Raw genomic sequence first — 25,149 nt, 5'->3', positions numbered from 1 at the left:
GGGGCTCGATGGATAACGATTGGGAGTACGTCGGCTTTTGGGCGAGGACTGCGGCAAGCGTGATCGACCTGCTACTGCAGTTGATCATCACCGCCCCTCTCACGATCGCTGTATACGGTCAATACGTCTCGCTCACAGGAAAGACTTTCCAGGGGCCCGCCGACATAGTGATCAATGTGGTTCTCCCGGCAGCTGCCGTTATCGCCTTTTGGGTGCACCAAGGCGCCACGCCTGGCAAGATGGCGATGTCGGCCAAGGTGGTTGACGCGGATACGGGTGAGCCTGTTGGAGCAGGTCAAGCGGCTCTGCGTTACGTCGGGTACATCATTTCTGCACTGCCGCTTGGAGTTGGATTCCTGTGGGTCGGCCTCGATCGGAAGAAGCAGGGTTGGCATGACAAGATCGCCGGGACGGTTGTGGTTCGGCCCGCAGGAACCGAACGCGTGCAGTTCTCACGTCGTGAGCCGACGTTTAAAGCCACTGAGCCTCGGTTCTGAGAGCTCGTGTGAAGCTGGTGGGGCTGCTGGTGGCGTATGGGGGTACTTACCGGGGTAGGACTGAGCTACCGTGTGACGAGCGACGCCGCGCGGCAGTCACATGGGCGCGAAATGCCGCTGCCTCCTACTCCGACCCATTGACCGGTGGATTGCGAGTCGGCCGCCCAGCAAGGTCCGTAAATCAATTGAAGTTGCGCTTCGCACTCGATATGGGCATCCCGAAGAGGTATCGCCTCCCCTTGGTGGAGGAAAGTCGGGAACGTCCGACTCTCAACCGACGCCTCAGTTCGGAACCATTGCGGTCGGAGGCAAGGTTGGGGCCCCGACGACCTGCGCATGGGGGTTTCGCTCCAGCTCCTTCACGAGCTCCGCGTACTGGGGCGATTGCCGCAGTTGCTGATAGGTGGCGTTGCGCTTCCTATACGGGTAGCTGTAGGCGTCGAACACATTTATTCCGCGCGTGAGTTCGTACATCCCCGCCAACCGATAGAGGTGCAAATCTGCCAGAACCTGGGTGTGCGTGAGCTCGGAGCGAGCCGGCTCGACGTCCTGAGGCACCTGGACCTTCAGCGCCTGTGCGTTAACTTGTCCTGCTGCCAGGACGAAGGCGAGTGCGCCAATGGTGGCGAGATTGCGTGTCATGAAGCTCTCCTGTTGGTTGGGCTGACGGCGCATTACGTCGGATGATGGAATGGCGCGCAGCGCATCGCATGGGGCGTACGTCCAGCGTGAGACTCCTCCGAAAGGCCAACTCAGGGCGGCGCGTGCGGAGGACTCGGCCGTAACCAGCCGTCCCCCGAACAGTCGAGTTGCTGATGAGTGCCTACGACGCGCCGATGCGCGTCGCACCATTGCCGGCCAACTTTCACCTTGCGTTAACACGTGCAGTGAACCCTCGCCACACAATTGCACTTAGAAGTGGCGGGTAGCTGGTCAGAGTCGTTGAGGGAGAAGTACGTGGGAATCAAAGTGTTCTTGGTCCAGGGCACGGGCAACGTGCATTCCCTGTGGGACGAAGTGTTTCGCGACGACCGGTATGACTGCGTCGGGACCGCGACAACCGAAGCCGAAGCGAAGCGCTGGCTAGAAGAGCGCAGGGGGGACTGGGAGGTGGCCGTTATCGACCTAATGCTGGCGCAAGGGTCTGGCTTTGGTGTGATCAGCCGCGCACGGAAAACACACCCCACCGGCTGCGTAGTCGTGCTGAGCGGCCACCTCAGCGAAGACATCGAGAAGCACTGCCTGAAACTCGGAGCCGATGTGGTATTCGACAGGGCCCACAGCCGCGATTTCGCACGCTGGGCGAACCGCGTCGCGGACTTGCGGGTCGATCGTGCATCACACCTCGCGGCTGGCTCACGTCACTCTGCCACCGACAGGAAGCCGGCCAGATCCTGAGGGCAGCAGAACAGCGCGAGCGTTGCGCTTCCGACGCATCAGGTGGTGAGCACATTCACCTCAACGTCAATGTTGCCACGCGTGGCCTTGGAATACGGGCAGATTTCGTGAGCTCCGTGAGCCAGCGCCTCGGCGACTTCACGTGACAGGCCCGGCAGACTGACGTTGAGCCGTGCCTGCAGGAAATATGCTTTGCCCGCGGTGCCCAAATCCACCTCGATGTCGACGGACACATCGTGCGGCAGCGAGAGTTTCTTCGCCTTAGCAACGGCTTCGATCGCGGCGAAGTAGCAGGCCGACCACGCGCCGGCGAACAGCTGCTCCGCGGTGGGGTGGGGAGCGATTCCCGTGTATGCGTAGCGTGCGTTGTCGTCGTTTGGCGTCGACAGATCGATGTCGAGGCGGGTCTCACCGTCGCGGGAAGTGCCCTCGCGCTGGCTGGGTCTCGTGTGGGTCTTGCCTGTTAACAGGACGGTCTGGATCTTGGTCATGGGAGCTCCGTGGCGTGACGTTTCGGGCCCGGCGGATGCGCGCGGCCCGGAAGCAATTTTGGGAGATTGCTGCGGCAACGTCGTCCGACACAAGACCTGAGCCCGGAGTGGACAGAGGTGAGGCATCAGGCCGGCTTCTCGCGTCAGCTCAGAGCGAGAAATCTCGACGGCGCTAACGACGGCCGCTGGTTGTGCCCAGGCGCCCAAGTGTCCATCGCTGGCGTGGTCCTGCCTGCTTGAGACTTAATAGCGCTGGGCTCAGCGGCACGGTCAGCGCGAACACTGATCGCGGCGGGCGCGTGTGCCGGCCCCTGAAGCTCCTTCAAGAAGCGTTGATCGCCGCGTCGGCCTGTGGGAGCGAGAACGAAAAACTTGCGCCGACGCCGGGATTGGGCGCCGCCCAGATGTGACCCTGGTGGCGTTCCATGATCGATCGGCTGACCGACAGGCCGATGCCCATGCCGTTGGTCTTCGTCGTGTAGAAGGGCTGGAACACGAGTTCCGCCACCTCCGGGGCTAGCCCCAGCCCGGAATCCTGCACAGTGAGGAGAACGCGATCCCCTTTCTCACGGGCTGTCCGGATCAGTAGTTCCCTCGGGCGATCTTCGATCCCGCACATGGACTCGGAAGCGTTGCGCAGGAGGTTCAGGATGACTTGCTGGATCTGCACTCGGTCCGCGCGCACGGCGGGGAGCGACGCGGACAGGTCTGTCACCAGGATCACGCGGTTTCTTTGCAGTTCCCCCAGCAACAAGGAAATGACCTCGCGTGTGGCCTCGCTCAGGTCCATGGATTCCGTTCGGAGTGGTTTTCGGGCGAACAGGGCGCGCAGACGGGTAATGACTTCTGATGCCCGGTTCGCGTCCCGCAGGATTCGGCGGATGGTTTCCTGCGCCGCCTCCACCTTGGCGGGCTCGGCGGCAAGCATCCGCGCGCAGGCGGCCGCGTTGCTGACGATCCCGGAGAGCGGCTGATTCACCTCGTGGGCGATGGAGGCTGTCAGAGCTCCAAGGCTCGTGACCCGCGAGACCTGCGCGAGTTCGGAGCGAATTTTCTCGAGTGAAAGCTCAGACCGGCGCCGTTGGGTAATGTCCTGGATCGCGCCGATGTACTCGAGTTCGCCATGGTTGTGGCGCGTCCCGTGCGCCACGAGATGCAGGTGCTTGACGGAGCCATCCGGCATGAGCAGCCGGTATTCGTAGTCAAGGTCATCTCCGTTTTGCCTCGACCGGCGGATCATGTCCCGGAGAAGCGGGATGTCCTCGGGGTGGATCCGCGTTGCGATCAAATCCAGCGTCACGGGCAGGGCAGGATCGAATTCGTATATTCGGTAGGTCTGCTCGGAATATGTGACGACGTCCGACGCCACCGGCCACGCAAAGCTACCGGTCAGGCTCAGCCGCTGTGCCTCGACGAGAAAAGCTTCGCTGCGTTTCAAGGCCTCTTCCTCCTGGGCCCGTACGATGGCGATGCTGGCCAGGTGCGTGAATTGTTCGATCAGGCTTTGGTGCAGCGGCGTGGGTGTTGCAGGGTAGTGGTAATGAAGGCCGAAGGTGCCGACGACCCGGCCGGTACTCGACCGAATCGGCGTCGACCAGCAAGCTTTCACACCGAACGAAAGCGCCAGCTTGCACCAGCCATAGGACGACCACCGCGTTTCCGTGGAGACGTCTGCCGAACCCACCTGCTCGTTCAGGCATGCCGCCATGGCGCACGGACCGTTATCCACGTGCACCAGCCGGCCGTCGATCGATTTCGTGAACTCGGGATCCAGGCTGGGGGATGCGCCTTGCTGAAGGAACTTGCCGCTTGCATGGACAAGCACGACGCTGCAGGTGCATTCGTTCGTGATCTGCTCGAACAACTGGCAGAGCGCATACAGGATGACAGGGAGCGGGCACCCCGTGGCGACCATCTCGAGAAGCTTCTTCTCGCCCGCGAGAAGCGTTTCAGCACGCTTCCGCTGCCCCGGGATCACGTCGACGACCTCGTCAAGGACGGTGGACATGCTGATCCTTTCGCAAAGCTGCTGGCGCAGCGAGCATGCGCGTGTTTCCGCGCTCCGTCTATACCTTTTGAGGGTGATGCAGGTCGTCCGGAAGGCTCGCGCGGAGGTGCTCCTGGGCCGGCAGGTTCATCCCGGGGCGCTGGTGCGTTCCGGCGCGCCATTGCAGCGCAGCGTATAGGCCTGCTGTGTCATCGGACCGGCCGTTGACGCCAGCGCGATGCCCGAATGGGAGGGGGCCGACCGTCGTGCTCCTGCCGCTTGCTCATATCTCGCCTTCCGGCACGAGATGGCCCAACACCGAACTCTTGATGCGCTGCCAGAGCGATGTCCCCGGTTCGACACGGGAGATGCGCGGCGGCGATTGGCGTGGGTCAACCCACTCGAGCCCCAATCCGTCGCGTTTCATCCGCACGTGGTACGCGGGGGCAGCCTCCATCAAGGCCGCCACTTGCGATGCAAGCTCGGGGCAGTCAAGGATGAGTCCAAGCTCCGTGTTGATTCGCTCTGATCGGCCCGTGAAATTCAGGGACCCCACGTACACGTAGCGGTTGTCGATGACGGCCAGTTTGGCGTGGAGCCCGCTGGCACTGAGGCTGCTCGACTCGGTCTCCGCTGGAGCGGGCACTGCGAACTCCCGCAAGTCCAAGCCTGCTTCGAGCAATGGCACGCGATAGCGCAGGTACACGGCATGTGCGAGCGGTTCGTCGGTGGACGATGCGGAGTTCGTCAGGAGCCGCAGGCGAACGCCCCGGTCGCGCAGGCTCCTGATGCGTTCGAGGCCGGCGCGTCCCCGCACGAAATAGGGTGATGCAACGTAGAGGTCTCGCCGGGCCATGACGAATACATCGATCACTCGTTCATGGACTGTGCCAGTGGCGTCCACGAGGTTGGCGCCGACGACCTTGTCTGTCGAATCGAAGAACAGGCGCGAGCTGCAGATCTGCAGCGGCACGCTGCCGGCGGCAATCTGACTCGCGGCGTCCGAGACGACTGCGGTTTGCGGGACGTAAGGTGCACTACCCCGACCTGGCGATGGGCTGAACTGTCCTATATCGTTTGCAAACTGTGCGCGTCGGTCCGCTTGCGAGGAGTCTGGCCAGAACAGCGCGCCCGCGTAGGTGCGTTCGCTGTTCCAATAATGATCGAAGCTCTCCGACAGCTCCCGAACGACAGGCCCCATCGCGAGTATGTCCGCGTCGAAGAAGCTTCCATTGCCGGCGATGAGATAGGGGTCGCCAATGTTGCGGCCCCCCGTGATAGCAACCACGTTGTCGACCGCCAGCAGCTTGTTGTGCATGCGATGCCGGATGCGCCTGATGTCTCCGAGCGAGCCGGCGATTCGGCCGAACAGGGACGCACGGCCCGACGGGAAGGGATTGAACAACCGTATTTCGACCCCATCGAAGCCGCTCAGCCCTTGAAGGAGCGTTTCCGTGTCCGAGGTGTACAGGTCATCCAGGAGCAATCGCACCCGCACACCGCGCAGGGCCGCATCCCGCACCGCTGCCAGCATGGTTCGCCCCGTGCTGTCGGCGTTCCAGATGAAATACTGCAGGTCCAGCGTGCGCTGCGCCCGTTCGATCAGCGCCAGCCGGGCGCCAAGTGCATCGCCTGCTTCGCTCAGCAGCCTGAAGCCGTTCTGGCCGGCAGGCAGAGAGCGGGCGGCAATGTCTGCGAGCTGCGTGCCCGCAACCTCCCCCAGCGCGTACGATGCATGCTGCGCGTCCCTCGCGGGAAGGGATGCGCAGCCTGCGAGCAGGACAGCCAGCAGCGCAGCGAGCCACCGCACGCGAACGTCCTCATCTCTCGCCGGCGTACCCGAGGCCGGCTTCGGATGGCATCGGAATTTCGCCCCTGAGATTTTCTTGCCGCACCTCCGCGCGGATTGCTTTTCGCTCGGCCTTGCGTTCCTCGTGCGTCGCAGGTGCCTGCACAGGAGTACTTTGCTGTCGGTTCCACTCGTCGTTGGGCTGTGGAAGCTCGCCGGCCCGGGCTTGCTGCTTCACCACAGCGCGGGCTTCCTGGCTGGCCTGCTTGCGGGACTCTCGCGTGCCGCTTGCCGCCGTGCGTGTGTTCTGGTTGCGATCCCACTCCGTCGGCGAGCGGGGGTGGTCGGCTCGTGCCTGCGCACGACGCGCTTTGCGCTCTGTGCGATCTTGCTTTTGTGCAGCGCTCTTGTCCGCCAAGGACGGGCTTGCCTGCTCGGGTTGGGGGATCTGTGCGCCCACAGGACCCATGTACAGCAAGGCGGTCAACGTGAGCGTGAAGGCTAGGTGGCGCGGGTTCATGCGGTGGTCCTGGTGAGAGCGGGTTGAGTCGCCTCGCTGCACATTGCTGGCGAGACGGACCCAGTCTGTTCTCGGGTGTGCGTTGGCGCATGCGCTCAGTGGCCGATACACGCGTCCATCCTTCGGCCTAACCCCGTCAACAGGGCAACGAGGCGGGCACGAGCTATCGGTCCGCCATCTTCCATGGCAGCGAGCTCCAGCAGCAGGTCGCCCAGGAAACCATCACCGATGTCCACGCCTCAGGGCTGTAGCCGGGCAAGGTGGTCACCGAAGTCACGCCTGCGGGCGAGTTCTGGGAGGCCGAATCGGAGCACCAGGATTACTTGCTCAAGCATGTGGACGGCTACACCGAGCCAGGTGAACGCATTCAGCCGTGCTGATAACGATGTTCCTGGGTGATTCCGCCAAAGCCGTATGCACTCGCTCGTAGATCCGCCACGTGCACGTACGAGTGCTCTGCCACTTTGCCGAGCAGCTTGAGCATGGTTGCATGAACGGCAGCCAGGTAAGCAGCCTTCTCGGCCTTGGTGTTCGTTTCGTCCGTGATGGTGACCATCCAATGGTACGAACGCTCATCGCCGCTCGACAGCTTTCGCCCGGCGACGATCCAACGCGACGGCGAGATGAAATCGATTACGACCGCCGTCAACTTGGGATCCTTCCCGAGCAGCCTGGCGGTGAGTTCGCTCGCCTGCGCAGCGACCGCGTCTGCCAACTGCTCCTCTGAGGTCCCGGAAATCTGAACGTGAATGTAGGGCATGTGCTTCTCCTTGCGTATCTGAATCAAGCGAACGGATCTCGCCGTGACGCCGCGGAACAACCCGCCGGCAATCGCAATCATCGGAGCTCAGGTGCACCAGCGCATCGGTCTTTGGTGGGGTGATCCTTTCCGAGCGCCCATCCACACTGGCAAACAAATCTCGGAGAAGTCATGGTCAAACAATCCTTCGATTTCTCCGGCGCTCAAGGACAGCGACTGTCCGGCGTGCTGGAGCTCCCGCCGGGAACGCCAAGGGCCGTGGCGATCTTCGCGCACTGTTTTACCTGCACCAAGACGTCCGTCGCCGCGGTGCGGGTTGCGCGGGCCCTCACCCGAAGCGGCATGGCCGTGCTGCGCTTCGACTTCGCAGGATTGGGGCTGAGCCAGGGAAATTTCGCGGACAGCACTTTCAGCGCGGACGTGCTCGACGTGGTGGCGGCCGCCGCGGCCCTGTCCGATCGTTTGTCGAAACCTCAACTCCTCATCGGGCACAGCCTGGGAGGCGCGGCAGTGCTCGCCGCAGCAAGCAGGATCGCGTCCGTGCAAGCCGTCGCCACCATAGGTGCTCCCTTCGACGCCGCGCACGTGACGCACCTGCTCGGTGACAGCCTGGAAACCCTGGCGGATGTCGGGGAAGCGGAAGTGGACATCGGCGGCAGGCGGTTCAATCTGAATCGCACGTTCCTGGAGGACTTGCGCCAGCAGGATCAGGCCGCTCGCATCCAGGAGTTGCGACGTGCCTTGCTTGTGTTGCATGCAACCCAGGACCGGACCGTCGGGATCGCCAATGCGCGAGCCATCTTCGATGCTGCGTTGCATCCAAAAAGCTTCGTCGCATTGCACGAAGCGGACCACCTTCTCACGCGTTCCAGGGACGCCGATTACGCAGCGAATGTGATTTCCGCCTGGGCCTCGCCTTATCTGACGCCCGTCGCGCAATGACGCTGGCAAGAGCGGTCGCCATGGCGATTTCATCAGGCCGAGGAATCGGCAGCCACTTCTGTCCCCGGACGTTACTTCGGAACCTCGAGCGTTTATGAATATGACGGACTGGATTTACACAGAGGGCTATCCGTCGTTGCGGCAATGACTGCCACCGAAGCCTCCTTTTTACCGACCGGTCCCTCAACCCGATATTCCCAAGGAGAAACAGCATGAATGTCCGTGGTGCCATTGCCTTCGTCAGCGGAGCCAACAGAGGCCTTGGCCTCGCCTTTGCCCGCGAGTTGCTCGCGAGAGGGGCCAGCAAGGTGTACGCCGGTGTGCGAAACCCGGACAGCGCAGCGCAGGAGATTGCGGGACTTGTACCTGTGGCTCTGGACGTGACCGACCCGGCCTCGGTTGCCGCGGCCGCCGCACGTTGTTCCGATGTGACCCTCCTGGTGAACAACGCCGGTATCGCGCGGGTGCTAGTGGGCACCCTGGACGCGAGGTGGATAGAGACGGCTCGCGAGATCTTCGAGACCAATTTCTACGGGGTAGTGCTGACCACCCAGGCGTTCGCGCCCGTCCTCGAGGCGAACGGGAAAGGCGCGATCTTGAATGTGCTTTCGGAAGTGACGTGGCACTCCCCACCGGGGGTGTCGGCGTACGCAGCGAGCAAGTCTGCCGCTTGGAGTTTCACGAACGCTACGCGCACGGATTTGCGAGAGAAAGGCATCCAGGTGCTGGGGCTGCACGTTGGCTTCATTGACACCGACATGACAAAGGGCTTCGACATGAAGAAGACGAGCCCGGACGAGGTCGTCACCCGCGCGTTGGATGCGCTCGAAACGGGGCAGGAGGAGGTGATCGCGGACGAAGGCACGCAGTCCATCAAGCGGACGCTGGGTGGTGACAAGGCGTTCTACCTTGGCGGCCAGCCTGCACACGCCTGACTGCCGCGGACGACGTCGATCATCCCAACCGATCGCCTCTTGCCGTTGCCCGGAGGCGAGCTCTTTCGTGCACAGCGTCGCTCCTCGCGTGCCAACGCGAGATTCCCCCGATGGTCGTACTTCGCTGTGGGACCTCCGCTTTACGGGCGCATATGGATTCAGCCGGGCGGCGTTTGCTGCGTGGCTCGTATGCTGGATTCGCGGTTGCGTTCGCGCAGACCGCTCCACATTCCTGAACCCGCCGTCACCAGATTGGACACTCGCCATGAAACTGCAATTGATCTTTCCTGTGCTTGTCGCGGCCGCTGCCGCCTTGGTTTCTCCTGCGCACGCGGACGAGTCTTCAATGGGCGCGCCGGCGGCCCAGCGCCGGTCGGTCACCGACGCACCCGACCAGGTACGGCTCACGCGCGTTACACCCGAATACTGGCGTGTCACCTTCCACAACCCGCCGTTCAACATCTACGGCCCGAACACGATGCCCCAGCTGAACAAGGTGGTGACTGCGATCGAGACGGATCCACGGGTTAAGGTGGTGGTCTTCGACAGCGACGTGCCGGGCTTCTTCCTGACCCACTACGACTTCATTCCGCCACTGACCGATACCACCAAGCTGCCCCTGGGCCCCACGGGTCTCCCCCAGCTGCCCGACATGCTGGTGCGCCTGAGCAAGGCGCCGGTCGTGTCCATCGCGTCCATCCGGGGCCGGGCCACCGGCGTCGGCAGCGAATTGGCGCTGGCCAGCGACATGCGCTTTGCCAGCCGCGAGAACGCTAGGCTCTCGCAGTTCGAAATCGGTGCTGGTTTCGCTCCGGGCGGTGGGCCGATGGCGCGTCTTCCGCGCCTCATGGGGCGCGGCCGTGCGCTGGAAGTGCTCATGACCGGGACCTATGTCGATGGGGATCTCGCCGAGCGCTATGGCTATGTCAATCGTGCGCTGCCTGACGCAAAGCTGGATGGCTTCGTCGATGCGCTGGCACGCCGCATTGCCGGATTCGACAAGCAGACCATTGCCGACATCAAGCGCTTGGTCGACGCGAGCAGTCTGCCGACCAACGAACAGATCGGCGCGGAGTGGGAGGCCTTCATCGCATCCGTGCAGCGGCCTGCCGCGCAGCAGCGCATAGGCAAGCTGATGGAGCAGGGCCTGCAGACCAACCAGGACCTGGAGAAGCGCCTGGATGACTACACCGGCAGGTTGAACGCACCGTCCAACTGACCCCGAGGTCGCCGGAGAACGCAAATGTACTCACGCTTCCTCATCGCCTGTGGCCTGGCCGCCGCGTTGGCACAAGCTGCACGCGCCGATACACCGGCCACCTCCGAGCAACCGCTGTCCGTTGCGCTCGTAGCGGCACTGAACACGATTGCAGGCGGCCCGCATGAGGGCTTCCGCGCCAACCATGCGAAGGGCGTCATGGCTTCGGGGCGGTTCGTGCCGTCTGCTGCGGCACGCGAGATCAGCAAGGCTCCGCATTTCGCGGAGCCGGTGCCGATCACCGTCCGCTTTTCCAACGACAGCGGACGCATTCACTTCCGGGATGCCTCGCGCGATGCACGCCCGCACGGTATCGCGATCCGGTTCCATCTCGGGGGCGGAACGTCAACGGACATCGTGACCAACACGGCCAAGGCCTTCCCCGTGTCGACGCCCGAGGAATTCCTTGCGCTGCTCAATGCGGCGATCGCCAGTGGACCCGCCGTGGCGAAACCGACGCCCCTCGATCAGTTCATCGCCGGCCATCCGACAACGCAGGCCTATTTCGATTCGTTTCATCCGGCGCCTGTCAGTTTCGCGACGATGACCTACTTCGGGTTGAACGCGTTCAAGTTCACCAACGCGGCGGGCGAGAGCCACTACGCGCGCTACCGGCTTCGACCCGCCGCTGGGGAACGGTATCTGCCGGAGCCGGAAGGTGCGAGCGCAGCGGAGGACTACCTGATGGACGAGCTCCCGGCACGCCTGCACAAGGAACCGGTGAAGTTCACGCTGCTGGCGCAAGTTGCGAGCCCCATCGATGACGTCAACGACCCGGCGAAAGCCTGGCCCGCCAGCAATCAGGTGGTCGAACTGGGAACGATCACCATCGACAAGTTCATCGCGGACCCAGAGGCGAACAGGGCGATTCTGTTCAACCCGGTCTCCCTGCCGGCAGGCATTGAGCCCTCCGCAGACCCGGTCCTGGCGTTGCGCTTTCCGGCGTATGCGGTCAGCTTCGGCCAGCGCGCAACCGGAAGCGGAATGATCCAAGTCGCAGCGGCACCGTCGCAGCAGCGCTCGGCCAGCGAGGAACTTGCCAAGAGCAAGAACTGCCTGAACTGTCATGCGGTCGGAGCGAAACTAGTCGGACCTGCCTACAAGGACGTTGCTGCCAAGTACGCAGGTGACCGGAGTGCGGAAGCAAAGTTGGTGGAGAAAGTCCTGAAGGGCGGTTCCGGCGTCTGGGGCCAGATTCCCATGCCCCCCAATTCGCAAGTAAGCGAGGCGGAGGCGCGCTCGCTGGTGAAGTGGGTGCTGCAGCAATAGCCCGCATCGAAGCACCGGCACGCCGAACAAACTGGCCCGGACTCCCCGGGCTTCTTTTTGCTGCGAAGCTTGGTTCCGTGTCACCTTCGTTCTCCGCATTGTTGGCAATTCGCCAACTCTGTCTTCTTGCACCCGCGCCTTATCTCGCCGGTTCCCGTCCTCAGTCTTCAGTGGTCGCGGCGCTGCCGCGCTCACCCCTAGGAATCACCATGAAACGCCTCTTCTCCCTCGCAGCCCTGAGCCTCGCGTTCGCAGCCGGACACGCAGGTGCTGAGTCCTTGCAGATCCCCGTCCCCGCGAATATCGAGCCGGTCCAGTCTGGTCTCACTCGGGCGGAAGTCATCGCCGACTACCACATGTGGCGTCTCGCCGGCCTCGCAGACCTCACGCGAGGCGAACAGTCCGTGGACACCAACAGCTACCGCTACCGGAAGGCGTATGCCACTTACCAGCACCTTCGCCAGTCGCCGCAGTACGCTGAACTGGTGACGCAGCTGCGAAACGCACCGAATGCGAGTGTGGTGGCAGTGCCCCGTGCGACCGCGCCGGCGCAGGCTTCCAACTAGACCTGGCCAGGGCCGGGTCAGTCCCAGGATCCGCCGAGTGCGCGCACCAGCCCTACGGTGGCCTGGTATTGCGCTGCGCGCACTTGCGTCGCTTGGCGCCGGTTCCTCAGCTCGCTGCGCTGCGCGTCCAGGAGCTCCAGCTGGCCGATGAAGCCGTTGCGGTAACGCGCTTGGGACAGGGTCGTGGCACGGCTCGCTGAGCTCACGGCAACTTCCTGCACACGCGCCTGTTCTTCCAGCAGGCGCAGGGCGGAGAGTTGGTCCTCCACGTCGCGGAACGCCACCAGCACCTGTTCTCGGTAGCCGGCGAATGCGGCGTCCATGTCGGCACGAGCCGCGGCAATGCCGGCGTCCCGCTTGCCGCCATCGAAGATCGGCAAGGAAAGGAGAGCGCCAAGGCCCCAGCTGCGAGCCGACCACTTCAGCAGGTCGGACAGGTCGGCCGATGCGAAGCCACCCGCCGCCGTGAGCTGCACGTCAGGAAACCAGGCGGACTGGGCCACTCCCACCCGCGTTTGCGCGGCCAGCAGCTGCCGCTGCGCAGCTGTGACGTCGGGCCGGCGGGTCAGCACGGTCCCGGGCACTCCACCGGGAACGCTCGGCAGCGTCGCACTCCATTCGCCTCCAGCGACCTGGAACTCCGATGCAGTTTCCCCGACCAGCACCGCCAAGGCATGTTCGAGCTGCGAACGCTGCCGCTGCAGCACCACCGCATCCGCTTCCGTGGCCGCCGCGTCGCTGCGCACGCGCTCGACATCCAGCTGCGCGACGTCTCCTGCGCGCAGGCGCGATTCGGTGAGCCGCAGCGTGTCGCCGTAAGCGGCGACGGTGTCGCGAACGATCGCCCCCTCTTCGTCCAGGGCGCGCAGGCTGAAGTAGGTCTGGGCGACTTCGGCCTGCACCAGCAGCCGGGCGCTGCGCAGCAGGCTCCCGCGTGATTCGCTGTCGAGTCGCGCTGCATCGGTAGCCTGGGAGAGCTTGCCCAGGACGTCAACCTCATAGGACAGGATGCCGCTGGCGCCAAGCCGCGTGATCGGCACATTGCCCGTCTGCGATTGCGTCCCGCGAAAAGCGCTCGCACCCAGTCCGATTTGAGGAGATCGGCGCGCGTCCACCCCGCGCACGAGCGCCTGGGCCTGCGCGAGCCGCGCGGCCGCAATCTGGATGCGGTCGTTGCGCTCCAGCGCACGCCGCACCAGATCGTTCAGAACCGGATCATCGAATGCCTGCCACCAGGCGCCGGAAGGTGGAGGCGGCGTCGGGCTCCCCGTCGCGGTGCGCGCCTCTTTGAACGCCACCGGCGTTGCAGGCAGTTGCGTGGCATCGATCGCGGGCAGGTTGCTGCAGCCTGCAAGGACGAGCGAGGCGGCCAGGGCAGAAAGCCGGGCAGTGGAAAGCAGGTGCTTCATCGGACGAACCCTCCTCATGATTCGCCGTGCCGCGGTGCTGCAGGCAACGGGCGCGCGTGCGCACCTGCGGCCGGTGCGTGCGGCACAGTGTGGGCGTCTTGATGGCGATGCAGAGGCCGATTGCCGGCGACCCGGCGCAGCAGCACGTAGAACACCGGCGTGAGGAACAGTCCGAAGGCGGTCACGCCGATCATTCCGCTGAACACTGCCACTCCCATGGCCCGGCGCATTTCCGCGCCGGCCCCCGTGGAGAGCACCAGCGGCAACACACCCATAACAAAGGCCAACGAGGTCATGAGGATCGGTCGCAGGCGTAGTCGGGCAGCCTCCACCACGGCCTGCACGGGGCTCTTGCCGGCAAACTCCAGTTCCCGCGCGAACTCCACGATCAGGATTGCGTTCTTCGCGGACAGGCCGACCAGCACGATGAGGCCGATCTGGGTGAAGACGTTGTTGTCCCCGTGGGAGAGCCACACGCCCGTCATGGCGGCCAACAGGCCCATGGGGACGATGAGGATGATTGAGATCGGGAGCAGCAGGCTTTCGTACTGGGCCGCGAGCACCAGGAAGACCAGCAGCACCGCCAGCAGGAACACCAGCGACGTGGATTGTCCCGATTGGATCTCCTGGTAGCTGAGGTCGGTCCATTCGTAGGCCACGCCTGGCGGCAGCGTCTGCTGCGCAATGCGCTCGATGGCTGCGCGCGCCTGCCCCGACGAAAAACCGGGAGCGGCGCTGCCGTTGATGTCCGCCGACAAGAAGCCGTTGTAGCGGATCGCGCGCTCGGGACCGTGGCTGGTATCCACCTTCAGGAGCGCCGACAGCGGCACCATTTCGCCCTGAGCGGAGCGGACCTTCAGGGTGCCAATGTCCTCCGCATGAGCCCGGAACGGCGCGTCCGCCTGCACGCGGACGGTGTACGTGCGGCCCAGCCGGTTGAAGTCGTTGACGTACAGGCTGCCCAGGTAGACCTGCAGCGTGGCGAAGACGTCGGTCACGGTCACTCCGAGCTGGAGTGCCTTCGTGCGGTCGACGTCCGCGTAGAGTTGCGGCACGTTCACCTGCAGGCTGGTCCACAAGCGTGCCAGCTCGGGGGCCTTGCGTGCCTCTGCGAGGAAGGCCTTCGTGGCCGCGTCCATCCCTTCGTACCCGAGGGAAGCGCGGTCTTCCAGCTGCAGCTTGAAGCCGCCCGTGGTGCCAAGCCCTTGTACTGGCGGCGGCGCCAACAGCACGACCGAGGCGTCCTGGATGGCGGCGAATTTCTGGTTGAGGCGCGCGATGATGGCCGGAGCGCCATGCTGCGCCTCCTTCCTCTCATCGAACTGCTTCAGGCCCACGAAGGTGACGCCCGCGTTGCTGCTGTTGGTGAAGCCGTTGATGGACAGGCCGGGCAAGGCAACAGCGTGTACGACGTCCGGGTCCTTCAGCGCGATCTCGCTCATGCGGCGCAGGACTTCCTCGGTGCGGTCCAGCGTCGCGCCATCCGGCAATTGGGCGATCCCCACCAGGTACTGCTTGTCCTGCACGGGCACGAAACCATGCGGGACCGCCCGGAACAGGGCAGCGGTGGCGCCGGCGAGCAGGAGATATAGGCAGAGCATGGCCGCCTTGCGCGCGATCGCGCCGGTCACGCCTTCCGCATAGCGGGTGGCGCCGCGCACGAACAGCCGGTTGAAGAGCCGGAATCCGCCGCCAAAGACGCGGTCCATGCCGCGCGTGAGCGCATCCTTCGGCGCGCCGTGGGCTCGCAGCAGCAGCGCGGATAGTGCGGGGGAAAGGGTCAGCGAGTTCACCGCGGAGATCACGGTGGAAATCGCGATCGTCAGGGCGAATTGCCGGAAGAATTGTCCTGCCAGCCCGCTGATGAAGGCCAAGGGCACGAACACGGCCACGAGCACCAGGGCGATCGCGATGATCGGACCCGACACTTCCTGCATCGCGCGCAGCGTGGCGTCGCGTGGCGAGAGACCGGACGCGATGTTGCGCTCCACGTTTTCCACCACGACGATGGCGTCGTCCACCACGATGCCGATCGCCAGCACCAGGCCGAACAGGCTGAGTGCATTGATGGAAAAGCCGAAGACGTGCATCACCGCGAAGGTGCCAACCACGGACACCGGCACGGCGAGCAGCGGAATCACCGAGGCGCGCCAGGTCTGCAGGAACAGCACAACCACCACGACGACCAGCAGCACGGCTTCCAGCAGCGTGTGCACCACGGACTCGATCGACGCCCGCACGAACTGGGTGGTGTCGTACACGATCGTGTAGTCCACGCCTTCGGGCATGCTCTTGCGCGCGCTCTCCATCTCGGAACGGATGCCATCGGCAATGGCGATCGCGTTCGAGCCGGGCGATGCGGCGATGGCAAGGGCGACGGCGTCCTTGTTGTCCAGGAGCGAACGCAGCGAATAGTCCGCCGCGCCGAGCTCGATCCGCGCGACATCGCGCAGGCGCGTGACCGCGCCGCCGCTCTCGGACTTCACGATGATGTTGCCGAATTCCTCTTCGGTTTGCAGCCGGCCCAGTGCATTCACCGAAAGCTGCACGTCGATGCCCTTGTTGGGCGAAGCGCCCAGGATGCCGGCGGCCGCCTGCACGTTCTGTTCGCGCATCGCGCGCACCACGTCATTCGCCGACAGGCCGCGTTCCGCGACCTTCTGCGGATCCAGCCACACGCGCATCGCGTAGTCGCCCGCCCCATAGATTCGCACCTGCCCGACGCCGGGAACGCGCGCCAGTCGGTCGCGGATGTTGAGCACCGCGTAGTTGCGCAGATAGGGCAGGTCATAGCGGTCGTTGGGCGAAACCAGGTGAACCACCATGGTCAGATCGGGCGAGCTCTTCACCGTGGTGATTCCCAGGCGGCGCACTTCCTCTGGCAAGCGCGGCTCGGCCTGCGAGACGCGGTTCTGCACCAGCTGTTGGGCTCGGTCGGGATCCGTGCCGAGCCGGAAGGTGACGGTCAGCGTCAGCTGGCCGTCGGCGGTGGCCTGACTCGAAAAGTACAGCAAGTCTTCCACGCCATTGATCTGTTCCTCGAGTGGCGTCGCGACGGTTTCGGCGATCACCTTGGGATTCGCACCGGGATACTGCGCCCGCACGATCACGGACGGCGGAACCACCTCCGGGTACTCGGAAATTGGCAGGACCCGGACCGAGAGCAGGCCCCCCAGGAAGATGAGCAGCGACAGAACGCCCGCGAAGATGGGCCGGTCGATGAAGAAGCGCGAGAGGTTCATGCCTGGTCCATGCGCGTTCAGGAGCGCCTGCCGTCGCTGGCACCGTCCGCCGGTTGCGCGGCCATTTCAGTCGGCTGCGGCGCCACGACGGCTCCGGGCTTGACGCGCTGCAGGCCACTGACCACGACGCGCTCGCCGCGCGACAGGCCTTCATTCACGATGCGCAGTCCGTCCACGCTGGGCCCCAGCTTGACCTCTCGGTACGCGGCCTTCTGGTCGTCCCCCACCACCAGCACGAACTGCCGGTTCTGGTCCGTGCCCAGCGCGCGCTCGGAAATGAGCACGGCGTCCCGGGTCTTGGCGCGACCGAGCCGCAGGCGCGCGAACTGGCCGGGCAAGAGCGAGCCGTCGGGGTTGTCGAAGCTTGCGCGCACTCGAACCGTGCCGCTACGTGCGTCGACCTTGTTGTCCACCCAGTGCAACTGGCCTTCATGCGGCGTTCCCGCGTCCGCTCCGGTGCCCATGCGCACGGGGATGCGACCGATGTGGCTGCGATCGCCCTGCGCGCCGGGCACGTCCTTCAACGCCTGCAGCACCACCTGTTCGTCCACGTCGAAGCTCGCGTAGATCGGAGTGACGGACACCAGCGTGGTGAGCACCGCGGAGCCAGGACCGGCCGCAACCAGGTTGCCGATCGTGACGTCCACTTTTCCGGCGCGTCCGCTGATTGGGGCGCGCACCTGCGTGTAGCCGAGGTTGAGCCGTGCGGAGGTGAGCACGGCGTGCGCCGCGCGCAGGTTCGCCTCGGCTTCCCGCACGGAGTCGGTGCGTTCGTCGAGCTCACGTTGGGCGATGGCCTGCTCCTGCCAGAGACGCTCCGCACGCTGCTGCTCGTTGCGCAGGTGAAGCACGCGGGCCTCGGCGGCTGCCACCTGTGCCTGCGCGCGCTCGACCTCGGCGGCGTACGGCGCGGGATCGATGCTGACCATCAGGTCCCCCGCTTTGACCAACGCTCCCTCGCGAAAGTGGACGCTTTGCACCGCGCCCGATACGCGGGCCCTCAGGTCCACGTGGTCGATCGCCTCCAGTCGTCCCGAGAATTCGTCCCAGGCCGTGAGCTGCCTCTGGACAACAGCCGCGACCGAGACCGGAATAGGTGCGGGCGCCACTGGCGAGTTCGGGGCGGGGGGCTTGCCTGCGTGCAAAGTGATCGCCATCGCGGCGCCGACCGTCACAAACACGGCGGATGCCACCACGAATGCGCCGCGCTTCTTGAAGACTGTTCTCATCATGGGCTCACTTCGCGGAACGCTGACCGGATGCTGTCGACGGTGTGCTGGGGGCTTTGTAAGTGCGGGTAGTGCCCCACGCCTGGGAGGAGAACCAGGTTCAGGCGCGCGTTGCCGGCGAATTCGGTGCCCATTTCCTTTTGGATATAGAAGTCGCGCTCGCCCCAGATGACCGTGACCGGCGTCTTCAGCCGCGCGAGATTCGCTTCGAAGAAGTGCTGGTCCTCGGTGAAATGGGAGTAGTAGTGGTAGAACGCATCCGCCGAGGTCATTTCGGGTTGGTCCCACCCGCGCAGCATGTCGTCCTTGAACTCTTGCGCGATGTTGAACTGCTCCTCCTTCGAGAAGCCGCGGCGGTACGCGTTCTCCAGGATGTCATCCCGATTCCTGTTGAAGGCTGCGCGCGTCGGTTCGGACGAAGACTTCGTCTTGAGGCTTTGCAGAGAGGTCTGCATGTACTGTGGCCGGTCGAACGGTGCAAAGTCGCCGACGATGATCTTGCGCGCGATGGTGGGCTCGTCGAGAGCCGCCATGAGCACGGGCAGCGCCCCGATGTCCGTGGCGTAGATGACGAGCCTTGACCTGTCGATTTGGGCATGCGCTATGTAGTCCTGCAGGACATGCGCATAGTCGTGCGGCGCGTACGCGAACTTGGCAGCCGATGGCCGTGAAGACAAGCCGTAGCCGGGCCAGTCAAAGGCGTGAACCTCGTAGTCAACGCCCAGATCGAGCGAAATATCTTTCCACGCGAACAGCGTCTCCGGAAATCCGTGCAGGAGGAGCACCGTCCCCTTCGCTTGCGCGTTTCGGACAACCAGTCTGCGCAGCTCCAGGCCAGAACTGACCTCGATCGTGCCGATTTCCGCTTTCGGAGATGGAGTCGGAGGCAGGGCAGGAGTTGCACATGCGGCCAGCAGCCCGAGTCCCAGGGCAAATGGGAGCGCGAGCAGGTGCCTGATCAATCGAAGGGACATGGGTGCTCCATGGAAGTGCTGTTTCAACGTCATGTTTAAGTGCTGGCAGGCTGTTCGCCATCCATCCTTGGACGGGGCAGGATGCCCGCCATGCGAGTGGCGATTCCACGCTTTAGCGCGCTGCGACGGTCATCAGGTCCTCGACGGTGTTGTCCACCTGCTCGGCGAGGGTCATTGCGCGTTCGCTGCCGTACGAAGCGAGCAGACTCGCCAGTGAGTCGTATGAGATGTGCACGCCGTCCGGCCGTTCGTCCACGAGGATGGTGACCGGCTCATACGCTGCGGCGTCGGGAACAGCCTCGGCCAAGTCCTTCATGGTCAATGGGTTGCCGACCAGAATGCGAAGCAGACGCGCACCCCCGTGGCCGCGTACCTTGCGGAGCAATTCGCCGACGTCGAAGCGGCCGAATTCCATGAGACCCGAAGGACCGACCACCGCGTGCGCGACGTCGACCAGGTCTTCGAGGCAATCGGCAAACCGCAGCGTCTCACCAAAGGCCTGCAAATCGGGTTGCCCAATCGTGGAGGTGAGACTCTCCACGACGTTCTCGAACGGCTTGGCCGAGACCACCGTGAAGCGGCGAACGCGAATCATGGCGCTGGTGGAGCGGACGACCCTCATTGAATCTCTCCCCTTGCGCACTCAGGGTGCGAGGCAACAGTGCGCAGTTTAGGAAGCGAGTCTGCGCGAAGAAAGCGCGTTCGCCGCAATGCACTTTTACGGAATTGAGAACGAGCAAGGCGCGAGCCGGATTGTTCTCCGCCGCGTAACGGCCTCTTTCGGTTCGCATTCTTTTTCTCCGGGAGAGCGCGGCCTACATTGGCTGCATCGGAGTCATCTCCGCCAACCCCCGAAAGGAAATCACCATGAAACGCACCTCCCTCATCCTCGCTGGTCTGCTGTCGCTCGCCGGGATTGCCGCACACGCCGAAACCCCTGATCGCTCCGGGCAATTCGCGATCAGCATCCAGAGTGCGAAGTCGCGCGCCGACGTCCTCGCGGAGCTGAAGGAAGCGCAGCGTACCGGCGACATCCAGGTCTCCGGCGAGGGCGGCACCGCCTACGAACGCAACCCGGCCGCCTACCCGTCGCGCATTCAAGTGGCGGGCAAGACGCGCGAGCAGGTTCGCACCGAAACGCTGCAAGCCGTGCGCGACGGCGACATTGCCTACGGCGAGTCGGGGCTCACCCAGCGGGAGCTCTTTCCGCAGCGGTACATGGCCCGCGGCGATGCAGGCTGGCGGCAGCGGACCGCTGGCGTCGTGCGCCCCTCCACGCAGCGCTGAGGAGCGCAGGCCTTGGCCGTAGCAGGGCACGGGTGGGCAGGCGGCGATCGTGCTGAAACGGGCTCGATCGCCGCAGGCACAGTTCCGCGCATCACCGTGAAATGCCCGCAGGCTCTGTGCGCTGCCTCGCCTGCAGGGACGGCGGCCCCCTTCGAGCTCGGATTGCGGCAGTGACCTGGCCAGCATACGGTTCAATCCCGGGACGCATCCGCCGCGATCAGGTCGTCCCGGTACGCGTTCAAAGCGGGCGTTCCGCCCGCGAGCAGGAACAGCACGTTGCCACACGATTTCAGCGCTCCGGTGCGCGCCTCGTGCAGCATGCCCGCAAAGGCCTTGCCACCGTAGACCGGATCGAGCAGCAGTCCTTCGTGTGCGCCGAGCATGCGGATCGCGTGGATCGCGTCCTTCGTCGCGTGCCCATATCCCGGACCACGGAACGCATCGCTCACCGTCACGTCCGCGGCGCGAATCGGGTCGCCGTGGCCGAGCAGGTCAAGCGCGGCGCCGGCGAGCGCCAGGGTGGCTGCATGTGCATCCGCTGCCTTGTGCAGTACCGAGAAACCGTGCACCGGCGTCCGCCGGCCAAGCAATGCAAAACCTGCGATCAGACCCGCGTGGGTTCCCGAGCTGCCGTTCGCGACGATGACACGGTCGAACTGGGCGCCCAAGGCCCGTTCCTGCTGTGCGATCTCCAGCGCGGCCGCCACATAGCCGAGACTGCCCAGCGGCGAACTTGCACCTGCGGGGATCACATAGCCGATACGTCCGTTCCGGTCGAGCAAAGCGGCGCGTTCAGCTGCGAAGGCCTTGGCGTCCGCGTCGTGTGGCAGCGGATGGATCACCGCACCGAACAATTCCGCGAGCAACGCGTTGCCGCCGACCGCGTATTCCCCACTGTCCAGCGGCGATCTCGCGCGCAGTCCAAGGTCCGCGCGCAGCCCGAGGTGTGCTGCCGCCGCGGCTGCCAGGCGCGTGCTGTTGGACTGGCTCAGTCCCGTCGCGATCAGCGTATCGGCGCCGTGGACCAGCGCGTCGCCAAGCAGGAACTCGAGCTTGCGAAGCTTGCTGCCGCCGCCACCGAGTGCCATGAGATCGTCGCGCTTGACGAACACGCGCGTGGCCCCGAGCTCTGGATGGAGCGCAGCCTCCAACCGACGCAGGCGCTGGATCGGCGTAGGTCCCCGTACGAGGTCAATGCGGGGAAAGCGGTCGAGGAGGCGTGCGGTGTCCATGCTTGTCGATCTCCGTTGCCGCACCGGCGGCGTACGTGACCAATCTAGACGCTTCGCGGGTCAACTTTGTCCACCTTTGGTATTGCCGATACCAACGTCCAATGGAGTGCCAGTGCTGCCTGATGTGAACTCACGTCCGTGGCCCGGGCCGGATCGGCGCTGCTGCACACCCTCACAACCGACCTCATTCAGCTGGAGAAACCATGAATTTCCAATCAATGCGCCGCTTCAACCTGCTGGTCATGCACCCGGATCCCATCCTGTGTGCCGGCCTGGTCGCAGCACTGCGCCAGCACGCCACGTTCGAAGTGTTCGTTCACGGCGTCGACCATCTAGGCGCTGACGGCCCCCACGTCGACGTCGTGATCGCCGACTATGCGAATGCGATGCAACTGACCGACATCGGGGTCCGGCGCCAGATCGGCGTGCAGGGTGACGCACGCATCCTTGCGTTGACGCCGAACGACCGGGAAGCCGACATCCGCCGCGCCATCGAGTCCGGGGTGTACGGCTACCTGCTCGTAGGCGGTCCGCTGGATGAGCTCATGGCCGGCGTCAAGGCTGTCGCGAATGGCCTCCGGTACATGAGCGTTTCCGTTGCGCAACGGATGGCAGACAGCCTGACCCGGGCTTCGCTGACCTCGCGTGAAGTGGAGGTTCTGAGGCTTGTCGCTATCGGCCAGCCGAACAAGTCGATCGCCCGCGAGCTGAGCATCGAGCTGGGCACGGTCAAGTCGCACGTGAGCGCCATCATGACGAAACTCGGCGCCAGTTCGCGCACGCAGGCGGCACGCATCGCCGCTGCGCGTGGGCTGGTGGAGGATACGGTCGACACCGAGGGCGAGAGCATGCCGGTGTCCATGCGGGTGCGCTCGACCGAGCCGCGTCCGCAGTACGCGTGACCTGCAGCGAACGAGAGCGCGTGATGACCAACGTCGCACCTGCCACTGCCGAACAAAGGCTCCTGGAGCTTGGCCTGGAGCTACCCACCGCGCCGGAGCCGTTCGGCGCCTACGTCATGGCGGCGCAGTCGGGCCAGCTCCTGTTCCTTACCGGCATGCTGGCGACCCGAGGCCGCGAAGCGGCCTATGTCGGGCACGTGGGTGCCGACCTGGATGTTGGAACTGCCCGTGAGGCGGCACGCCTGGCCGCGCTGAACGGCCTCGCGCTTGCCCGGCACCACCTGGGGACATTGGATCGCGTACGCCGGGTTGTACGGCTCGGCGTGATGATCGCGAGTTCGCCCGCGCTGCGCGAGCATCCGAAGGTGGCGGACGGCGCCTCCGAACTGCTGCAGGATGTGTTCGGCAGCGAGAAGTCGCCCTGCCGCCTCGTGTATGGTGTTGCCAGCCTGCCGCTCGGCTCGCCGATCGAGCTGGAGCTGATCTTCGAGATCGCGGCCTGAGCGGTTCTTTCCCGGCGCACGCCCCCGTATCGCGGGGGCGTTCTTGATGGAGGAGACGGCGTGCATTCCCCTTATGCCGGGCAGCGCAAGCTGCGCCGCACCAACCCTAGGCGATCACGTTGGGGCGCAACGAGCGGGGCGTCTCCGGCTGGTCCCCCGGCTGCCGACCGGGCAGTCCAGGGGCGGGCAGTGGTCCCTTCGGTGTCGCGTCGCTCGGCAGAATTCGGCGGGCGGAGTAACCCGCATCGGAGTCGCCGGCGCCGGCGCCTTTTGCCCGGGATGGCCGGGACAGAACGATGTCGCCGCCTTCGCGCCCTTCCTTCATTCGTTCGGCGCGCTCCAGCGATTCTTCCATCTTGCGGCTCCAGCGCACGCGATGCAGGCGCGGCTCGGCACCAGCCTGCTGCTGCGACACCAGCATCACGTCGATCCAGTGTTTCTCGCCACCCGCGATGACCGTGCGGTGGCCGACGTACTGGAACGAATCGGGCAGCGGTGCGGGCCAGCCATACCCGAGCCTGGCTCCCACCGCCGGCACCGCGAACGCGCAGGCCGCAAGCAGGGCGGGTCCGAGCAGGAGCTTTAGTCGGTAATGCCGGGCCGTGGTGTAGTACACGTAGAGCACGAGCACCATCAGCAGCAGCAAGACCGCGACCACGGGAGAGAGGAGATTGAACTGTTCGCGCAGCATGATCAGGTTCCAGGTCGGATGGGATTGGCGGCGCCGCCCACGAAGGGCACGTCGCATTCAGTGTCGATCTGCGAGACCGCGCCCGTGGGCTCGACCTCGAAGCAGAACGCGGTGCGCTGGGTGCCGACCCGCCCCACGCTCACCGTGCGCGAGGTGAGTTCCGCCAGCTGCGGATTCAGCTTGGTCAGCTTCACGCGCACCGGGTCCGGCGTGGTGTCCAGCTCCGCAATTCCGAGATCGGACTCGCTGTAGTGGTGGAAGTGGTCGACGTTGACCACGTAGCGACCAGGCAGGATGGCTCGGATCACCGTCGTTTCCTTGTTCACCGCGATGACCTTGGCGTCTCCCTGCTCTCCGGCGTAGATGTCGCCGAAGCCACCGCGATCATCGCGATCGAGCGTTGCCACCCCCAGGTCCTTGGCCGTGAAGCCCACCTTGCGACCGTCGGGCAGCATGACCCACAGGTCGAGATCCGCAAAGTTGTGATCGGCCCACGTCAGGTCGATCACCAGTTCGGCCTTGAGCTCGAGTGACTTCGCCTGGGAGGGGCGGTTCATCTGCACGATGGCGATCGCCGAGATCACCACGAACAGCATGAGCAGGTTCAGCAGAAGATCGATCGCCGCGATCGCGTTGGCCTTGTCGCTGCCGCTACTCCGCATGGCTCGCCGCCAAGTTCAGGTTGATGACCTGCAGCTTCAAGCCCACGGCAGCGACCAGGCCCACCAGCGTGTTCACCAGCGCCGTCGCAGATCCCGCCGTGAGGCTGGAGATCGCCCGTCGCGCGAGGGTCGGGTCCGCCGCTGCCAATGACGAGAACGAGGTTGCCAGCAGCCCCATGAAGCCGATCACGGTGCCGATCAGGCCGAGCATCGTCATGAGCGTCACGGCATAGTCGTAGCCCTCCTGGTAGCGAAGGTGCCACGTGAGGTCGCCGCGGCTGATGCGCCACGTGAGCCGGCCGATGAACACGGTGACGAGGAAATACGTGGTGATCGTCAGGAAGCTGACCTTGTATGCGTCGACATGCCACATTGCTGCGACGTGGCCGGTGGCCGTGGCGATGGCGAATCCCCCGACGCTGCACAGGAAGACGAGCCACCAACGCAGGTTGGAGATCATGCGCATTCCTCCAGTTCAATGCAGGACACTGACCCGATGGCAGCCGGCCAGGCATTCGTTCATGGCTTCGCGCCAGCAGCGGCGAACGTGTTGATAGAAGAGTTCCTGGGAGAGAGTGGTCATCGCAGCGCTCCTGTTGCGAGGGG

25 protein-coding genes and 1 pseudogene are annotated in these 25,149 nt (G+C 64.7%); 11 read left to right on the top strand and 15 right to left on the bottom strand.

Features of this window, described 5'->3' with window-relative positions; translation table 11 throughout:
• Positions 1-8: 8 nt before the first annotated feature.
• Positions 9-497: an RDD family protein gene (locus AC1DSA_RS06035; RefSeq protein WP_477887067.1), complete on the top strand. Its 489-nt coding sequence runs from the start codon at positions 9-11 to the stop codon at positions 495-497.
• A 282-nt stretch (positions 498-779) separates the two neighbouring features.
• Here the strand turns inward: AC1DSA_RS06035 and AC1DSA_RS06030 are convergent, their stop codons facing one another.
• Positions 780-1,139: a hypothetical protein gene (locus AC1DSA_RS06030; protein ID WP_477887065.1), complete on the bottom strand. Its 360-nt coding sequence runs from the start codon at positions 1,137-1,139 to the stop codon at positions 780-782.
• A 315-nt stretch (positions 1,140-1,454) separates the two neighbouring features.
• Here AC1DSA_RS06030 and AC1DSA_RS06025 point away from each other — a divergent pair, with 315 nt between their 5' ends.
• Positions 1,455-1,895, top strand: coding sequence for a response regulator (locus AC1DSA_RS06025; RefSeq protein ID WP_477887063.1), 441 nt, complete (start codon positions 1,455-1,457; stop codon positions 1,893-1,895).
• Positions 1,896-1,933: 38 nt separating this feature from the next.
• Here AC1DSA_RS06025 and AC1DSA_RS06020 read toward each other — a convergent pair whose 3' ends face one another.
• The 4 genes from AC1DSA_RS06020 to AC1DSA_RS06005 form a co-directional block, all read right to left on the bottom strand.
• Positions 1,934-2,386 (bottom strand): Ohr family peroxiredoxin, encoded by a 453-nt coding sequence (locus tag AC1DSA_RS06020; RefSeq protein WP_477887061.1) that lies wholly within the window; start codon positions 2,384-2,386, stop codon positions 1,934-1,936.
• Between the two features lie 322 nt (positions 2,387-2,708).
• Positions 2,709-4,394 carry an ATP-binding protein gene (locus tag AC1DSA_RS06015; RefSeq protein WP_477887059.1) on the bottom strand — a complete coding sequence of 562 codons (1,686 nt, stop codon included), beginning with the start codon at positions 4,392-4,394 and terminating at the stop codon, positions 2,709-2,711.
• A 262-nt stretch (positions 4,395-4,656) separates the two neighbouring features.
• Positions 4,657-6,183, bottom strand: coding sequence for a phospholipase D-like domain-containing protein (locus tag AC1DSA_RS06010; protein ID WP_477887057.1), 1,527 nt, complete (start codon positions 6,181-6,183; stop codon positions 4,657-4,659).
• 10 nt (positions 6,184-6,193) lie between these two features.
• Positions 6,194-6,682: a hypothetical protein gene (locus AC1DSA_RS06005; protein ID WP_477887055.1), complete on the bottom strand. Its 489-nt coding sequence runs from the start codon at positions 6,680-6,682 to the stop codon at positions 6,194-6,196.
• Between the two features lie 137 nt (positions 6,683-6,819).
• Here AC1DSA_RS06005 and AC1DSA_RS06000 point away from each other — a divergent pair.
• Positions 6,820-7,062: pseudogene (locus AC1DSA_RS06000) on the top strand (peptide-methionine (S)-S-oxide reductase); the annotation flags it as partial.
• On the opposite strand, the gene AC1DSA_RS05995 reads toward AC1DSA_RS06000, so the two are convergent.
• Complete coding sequence (locus tag AC1DSA_RS05995) at positions 7,050-7,442, bottom strand: tautomerase family protein (RefSeq protein WP_477887054.1); 393 nt, start codon at positions 7,440-7,442, stop codon at positions 7,050-7,052. The pseudogene AC1DSA_RS06000 and the gene AC1DSA_RS05995 overlap by 13 nt on opposite strands.
• Positions 7,443-7,613: 171 nt before the next feature.
• On the opposite strand from AC1DSA_RS05995, the gene AC1DSA_RS05990 reads away from it, so the two are divergent.
• The 5 genes from AC1DSA_RS05990 to AC1DSA_RS05970 all read left to right on the top strand — a co-directional run bounded on the left by AC1DSA_RS05990 (position 7,614) and on the right by AC1DSA_RS05970 (position 12,412).
• Complete coding sequence (locus AC1DSA_RS05990) at positions 7,614-8,384, top strand: alpha/beta hydrolase family protein (protein ID WP_477887053.1); 771 nt, start codon at positions 7,614-7,616, stop codon at positions 8,382-8,384.
• Positions 8,385-8,596: 212 nt separating this feature from the next.
• Positions 8,597-9,319: an SDR family oxidoreductase gene (locus tag AC1DSA_RS05985; RefSeq protein WP_477887052.1), complete on the top strand. Its 723-nt coding sequence runs from the start codon at positions 8,597-8,599 to the stop codon at positions 9,317-9,319.
• A 265-nt stretch (positions 9,320-9,584) separates the two neighbouring features.
• Positions 9,585-10,538 carry an enoyl-CoA hydratase/isomerase family protein gene (locus AC1DSA_RS05980; protein WP_477887051.1) on the top strand — a complete coding sequence of 318 codons (954 nt, stop codon included), beginning with the start codon at positions 9,585-9,587 and terminating at the stop codon, positions 10,536-10,538.
• Between the two features lie 24 nt (positions 10,539-10,562).
• Positions 10,563-11,846 (top strand): catalase, encoded by a 1,284-nt coding sequence (locus AC1DSA_RS05975; protein ID WP_477887050.1) that lies wholly within the window; start codon positions 10,563-10,565, stop codon positions 11,844-11,846.
• Positions 11,847-12,055: 209 nt separating this feature from the next.
• Positions 12,056-12,412, top strand: a complete 357-nt coding sequence (locus AC1DSA_RS05970) for a DUF4148 domain-containing protein (protein WP_477887049.1) — start codon at positions 12,056-12,058, stop codon at positions 12,410-12,412.
• Between the two features lie 17 nt (positions 12,413-12,429).
• Here AC1DSA_RS05970 and AC1DSA_RS05965 read toward each other — a convergent pair whose 3' ends face one another.
• From AC1DSA_RS05965 to AC1DSA_RS05945, 5 genes are all read right to left on the bottom strand, one after another.
• Positions 12,430-13,821 carry an efflux transporter outer membrane subunit gene (locus tag AC1DSA_RS05965; protein ID WP_477887048.1) on the bottom strand — a complete coding sequence of 464 codons (1,392 nt, stop codon included), beginning with the start codon at positions 13,819-13,821 and terminating at the stop codon, positions 12,430-12,432.
• Positions 13,822-13,835: 14 nt separating this feature from the next.
• Complete coding sequence (locus tag AC1DSA_RS05960; protein ID WP_477887047.1) at positions 13,836-17,063, bottom strand: efflux RND transporter permease subunit; 3,228 nt, start codon at positions 17,061-17,063, stop codon at positions 13,836-13,838.
• A 17-nt stretch (positions 17,064-17,080) separates the two neighbouring features.
• Positions 17,081-18,295, bottom strand: coding sequence for an efflux RND transporter periplasmic adaptor subunit (locus AC1DSA_RS05955; RefSeq protein WP_477887046.1), 1,215 nt, complete (start codon positions 18,293-18,295; stop codon positions 17,081-17,083).
• On the bottom strand, positions 18,292-19,266 hold the full coding sequence (locus AC1DSA_RS05950) for an alpha/beta fold hydrolase (protein ID WP_477887044.1): 975 nt from the start codon (positions 19,264-19,266) through the stop codon (positions 18,292-18,294). The genes AC1DSA_RS05955 and AC1DSA_RS05950 overlap by 4 nt, the downstream gene beginning before the upstream one ends.
• A gap of 112 nt (positions 19,267-19,378) precedes the next feature.
• Positions 19,379-19,888: a hypothetical protein gene (locus AC1DSA_RS05945; protein ID WP_477887042.1), complete on the bottom strand. Its 510-nt coding sequence runs from the start codon at positions 19,886-19,888 to the stop codon at positions 19,379-19,381.
• Between the two features lie 245 nt (positions 19,889-20,133).
• Here AC1DSA_RS05945 and AC1DSA_RS05940 point away from each other — a divergent pair, with 245 nt between their 5' ends.
• Positions 20,134-20,553, top strand: a complete 420-nt coding sequence (locus AC1DSA_RS05940; RefSeq protein ID WP_477887041.1) for a DUF4148 domain-containing protein — start codon at positions 20,134-20,136, stop codon at positions 20,551-20,553.
• A 191-nt stretch (positions 20,554-20,744) separates the two neighbouring features.
• On the opposite strand, the gene AC1DSA_RS05935 is transcribed toward AC1DSA_RS05940, so the two are convergent.
• A complete protein-coding gene (locus AC1DSA_RS05935) occupies positions 20,745-21,785 on the bottom strand; it encodes a D-cysteine desulfhydrase family protein (protein WP_477887039.1) in 1,041 nt (346 codons plus the stop codon).
• Positions 21,786-21,988: 203 nt separating this feature from the next.
• Between AC1DSA_RS05935 and AC1DSA_RS05930 the strand changes: the two genes are divergently transcribed.
• Both AC1DSA_RS05930 and AC1DSA_RS05925 read left to right on the top strand, forming a co-directional pair.
• Positions 21,989-22,687: a LuxR C-terminal-related transcriptional regulator gene (locus AC1DSA_RS05930; protein ID WP_477887037.1), complete on the top strand. Its 699-nt coding sequence runs from the start codon at positions 21,989-21,991 to the stop codon at positions 22,685-22,687.
• Between the two features lie 23 nt (positions 22,688-22,710).
• Positions 22,711-23,190, top strand: a complete 480-nt coding sequence (locus AC1DSA_RS05925) for a RidA family protein (protein ID WP_477887035.1) — start codon at positions 22,711-22,713, stop codon at positions 23,188-23,190.
• A gap of 106 nt (positions 23,191-23,296) precedes the next feature.
• Here the strand turns inward: AC1DSA_RS05925 and AC1DSA_RS05920 are convergent, their stop codons facing one another.
• From AC1DSA_RS05920 to AC1DSA_RS05910, 3 genes are read right to left on the bottom strand one after another with little or no spacing between them, the layout of a single operon-like run.
• Positions 23,297-23,881, bottom strand: a complete 585-nt coding sequence (locus AC1DSA_RS05920; protein WP_477887033.1) for a hypothetical protein — start codon at positions 23,879-23,881, stop codon at positions 23,297-23,299.
• Positions 23,882-23,883: 2 nt separating this feature from the next.
• The gene (locus tag AC1DSA_RS05915; RefSeq protein WP_477887031.1) at positions 23,884-24,543 is read right to left on the bottom strand and encodes a hypothetical protein; all 660 of its coding nucleotides are present in this window, start codon (positions 24,541-24,543) and stop codon (positions 23,884-23,886) included.
• Complete coding sequence (locus AC1DSA_RS05910; protein ID WP_477887029.1) at positions 24,533-25,003, bottom strand: MotA/TolQ/ExbB proton channel family protein; 471 nt, start codon at positions 25,001-25,003, stop codon at positions 24,533-24,535. The genes AC1DSA_RS05915 and AC1DSA_RS05910 overlap by 11 nt, the downstream gene beginning before the upstream one ends.
• Positions 25,004-25,149 lie beyond the last annotated feature (146 nt).

Source organism: Ramlibacter sp. P4_H7, assembly GCF_056400765.1.
The sequence above is the reverse complement of the archived record's forward strand: the minus strand, read 5'-3'. Positions and strand labels throughout refer to the sequence as shown.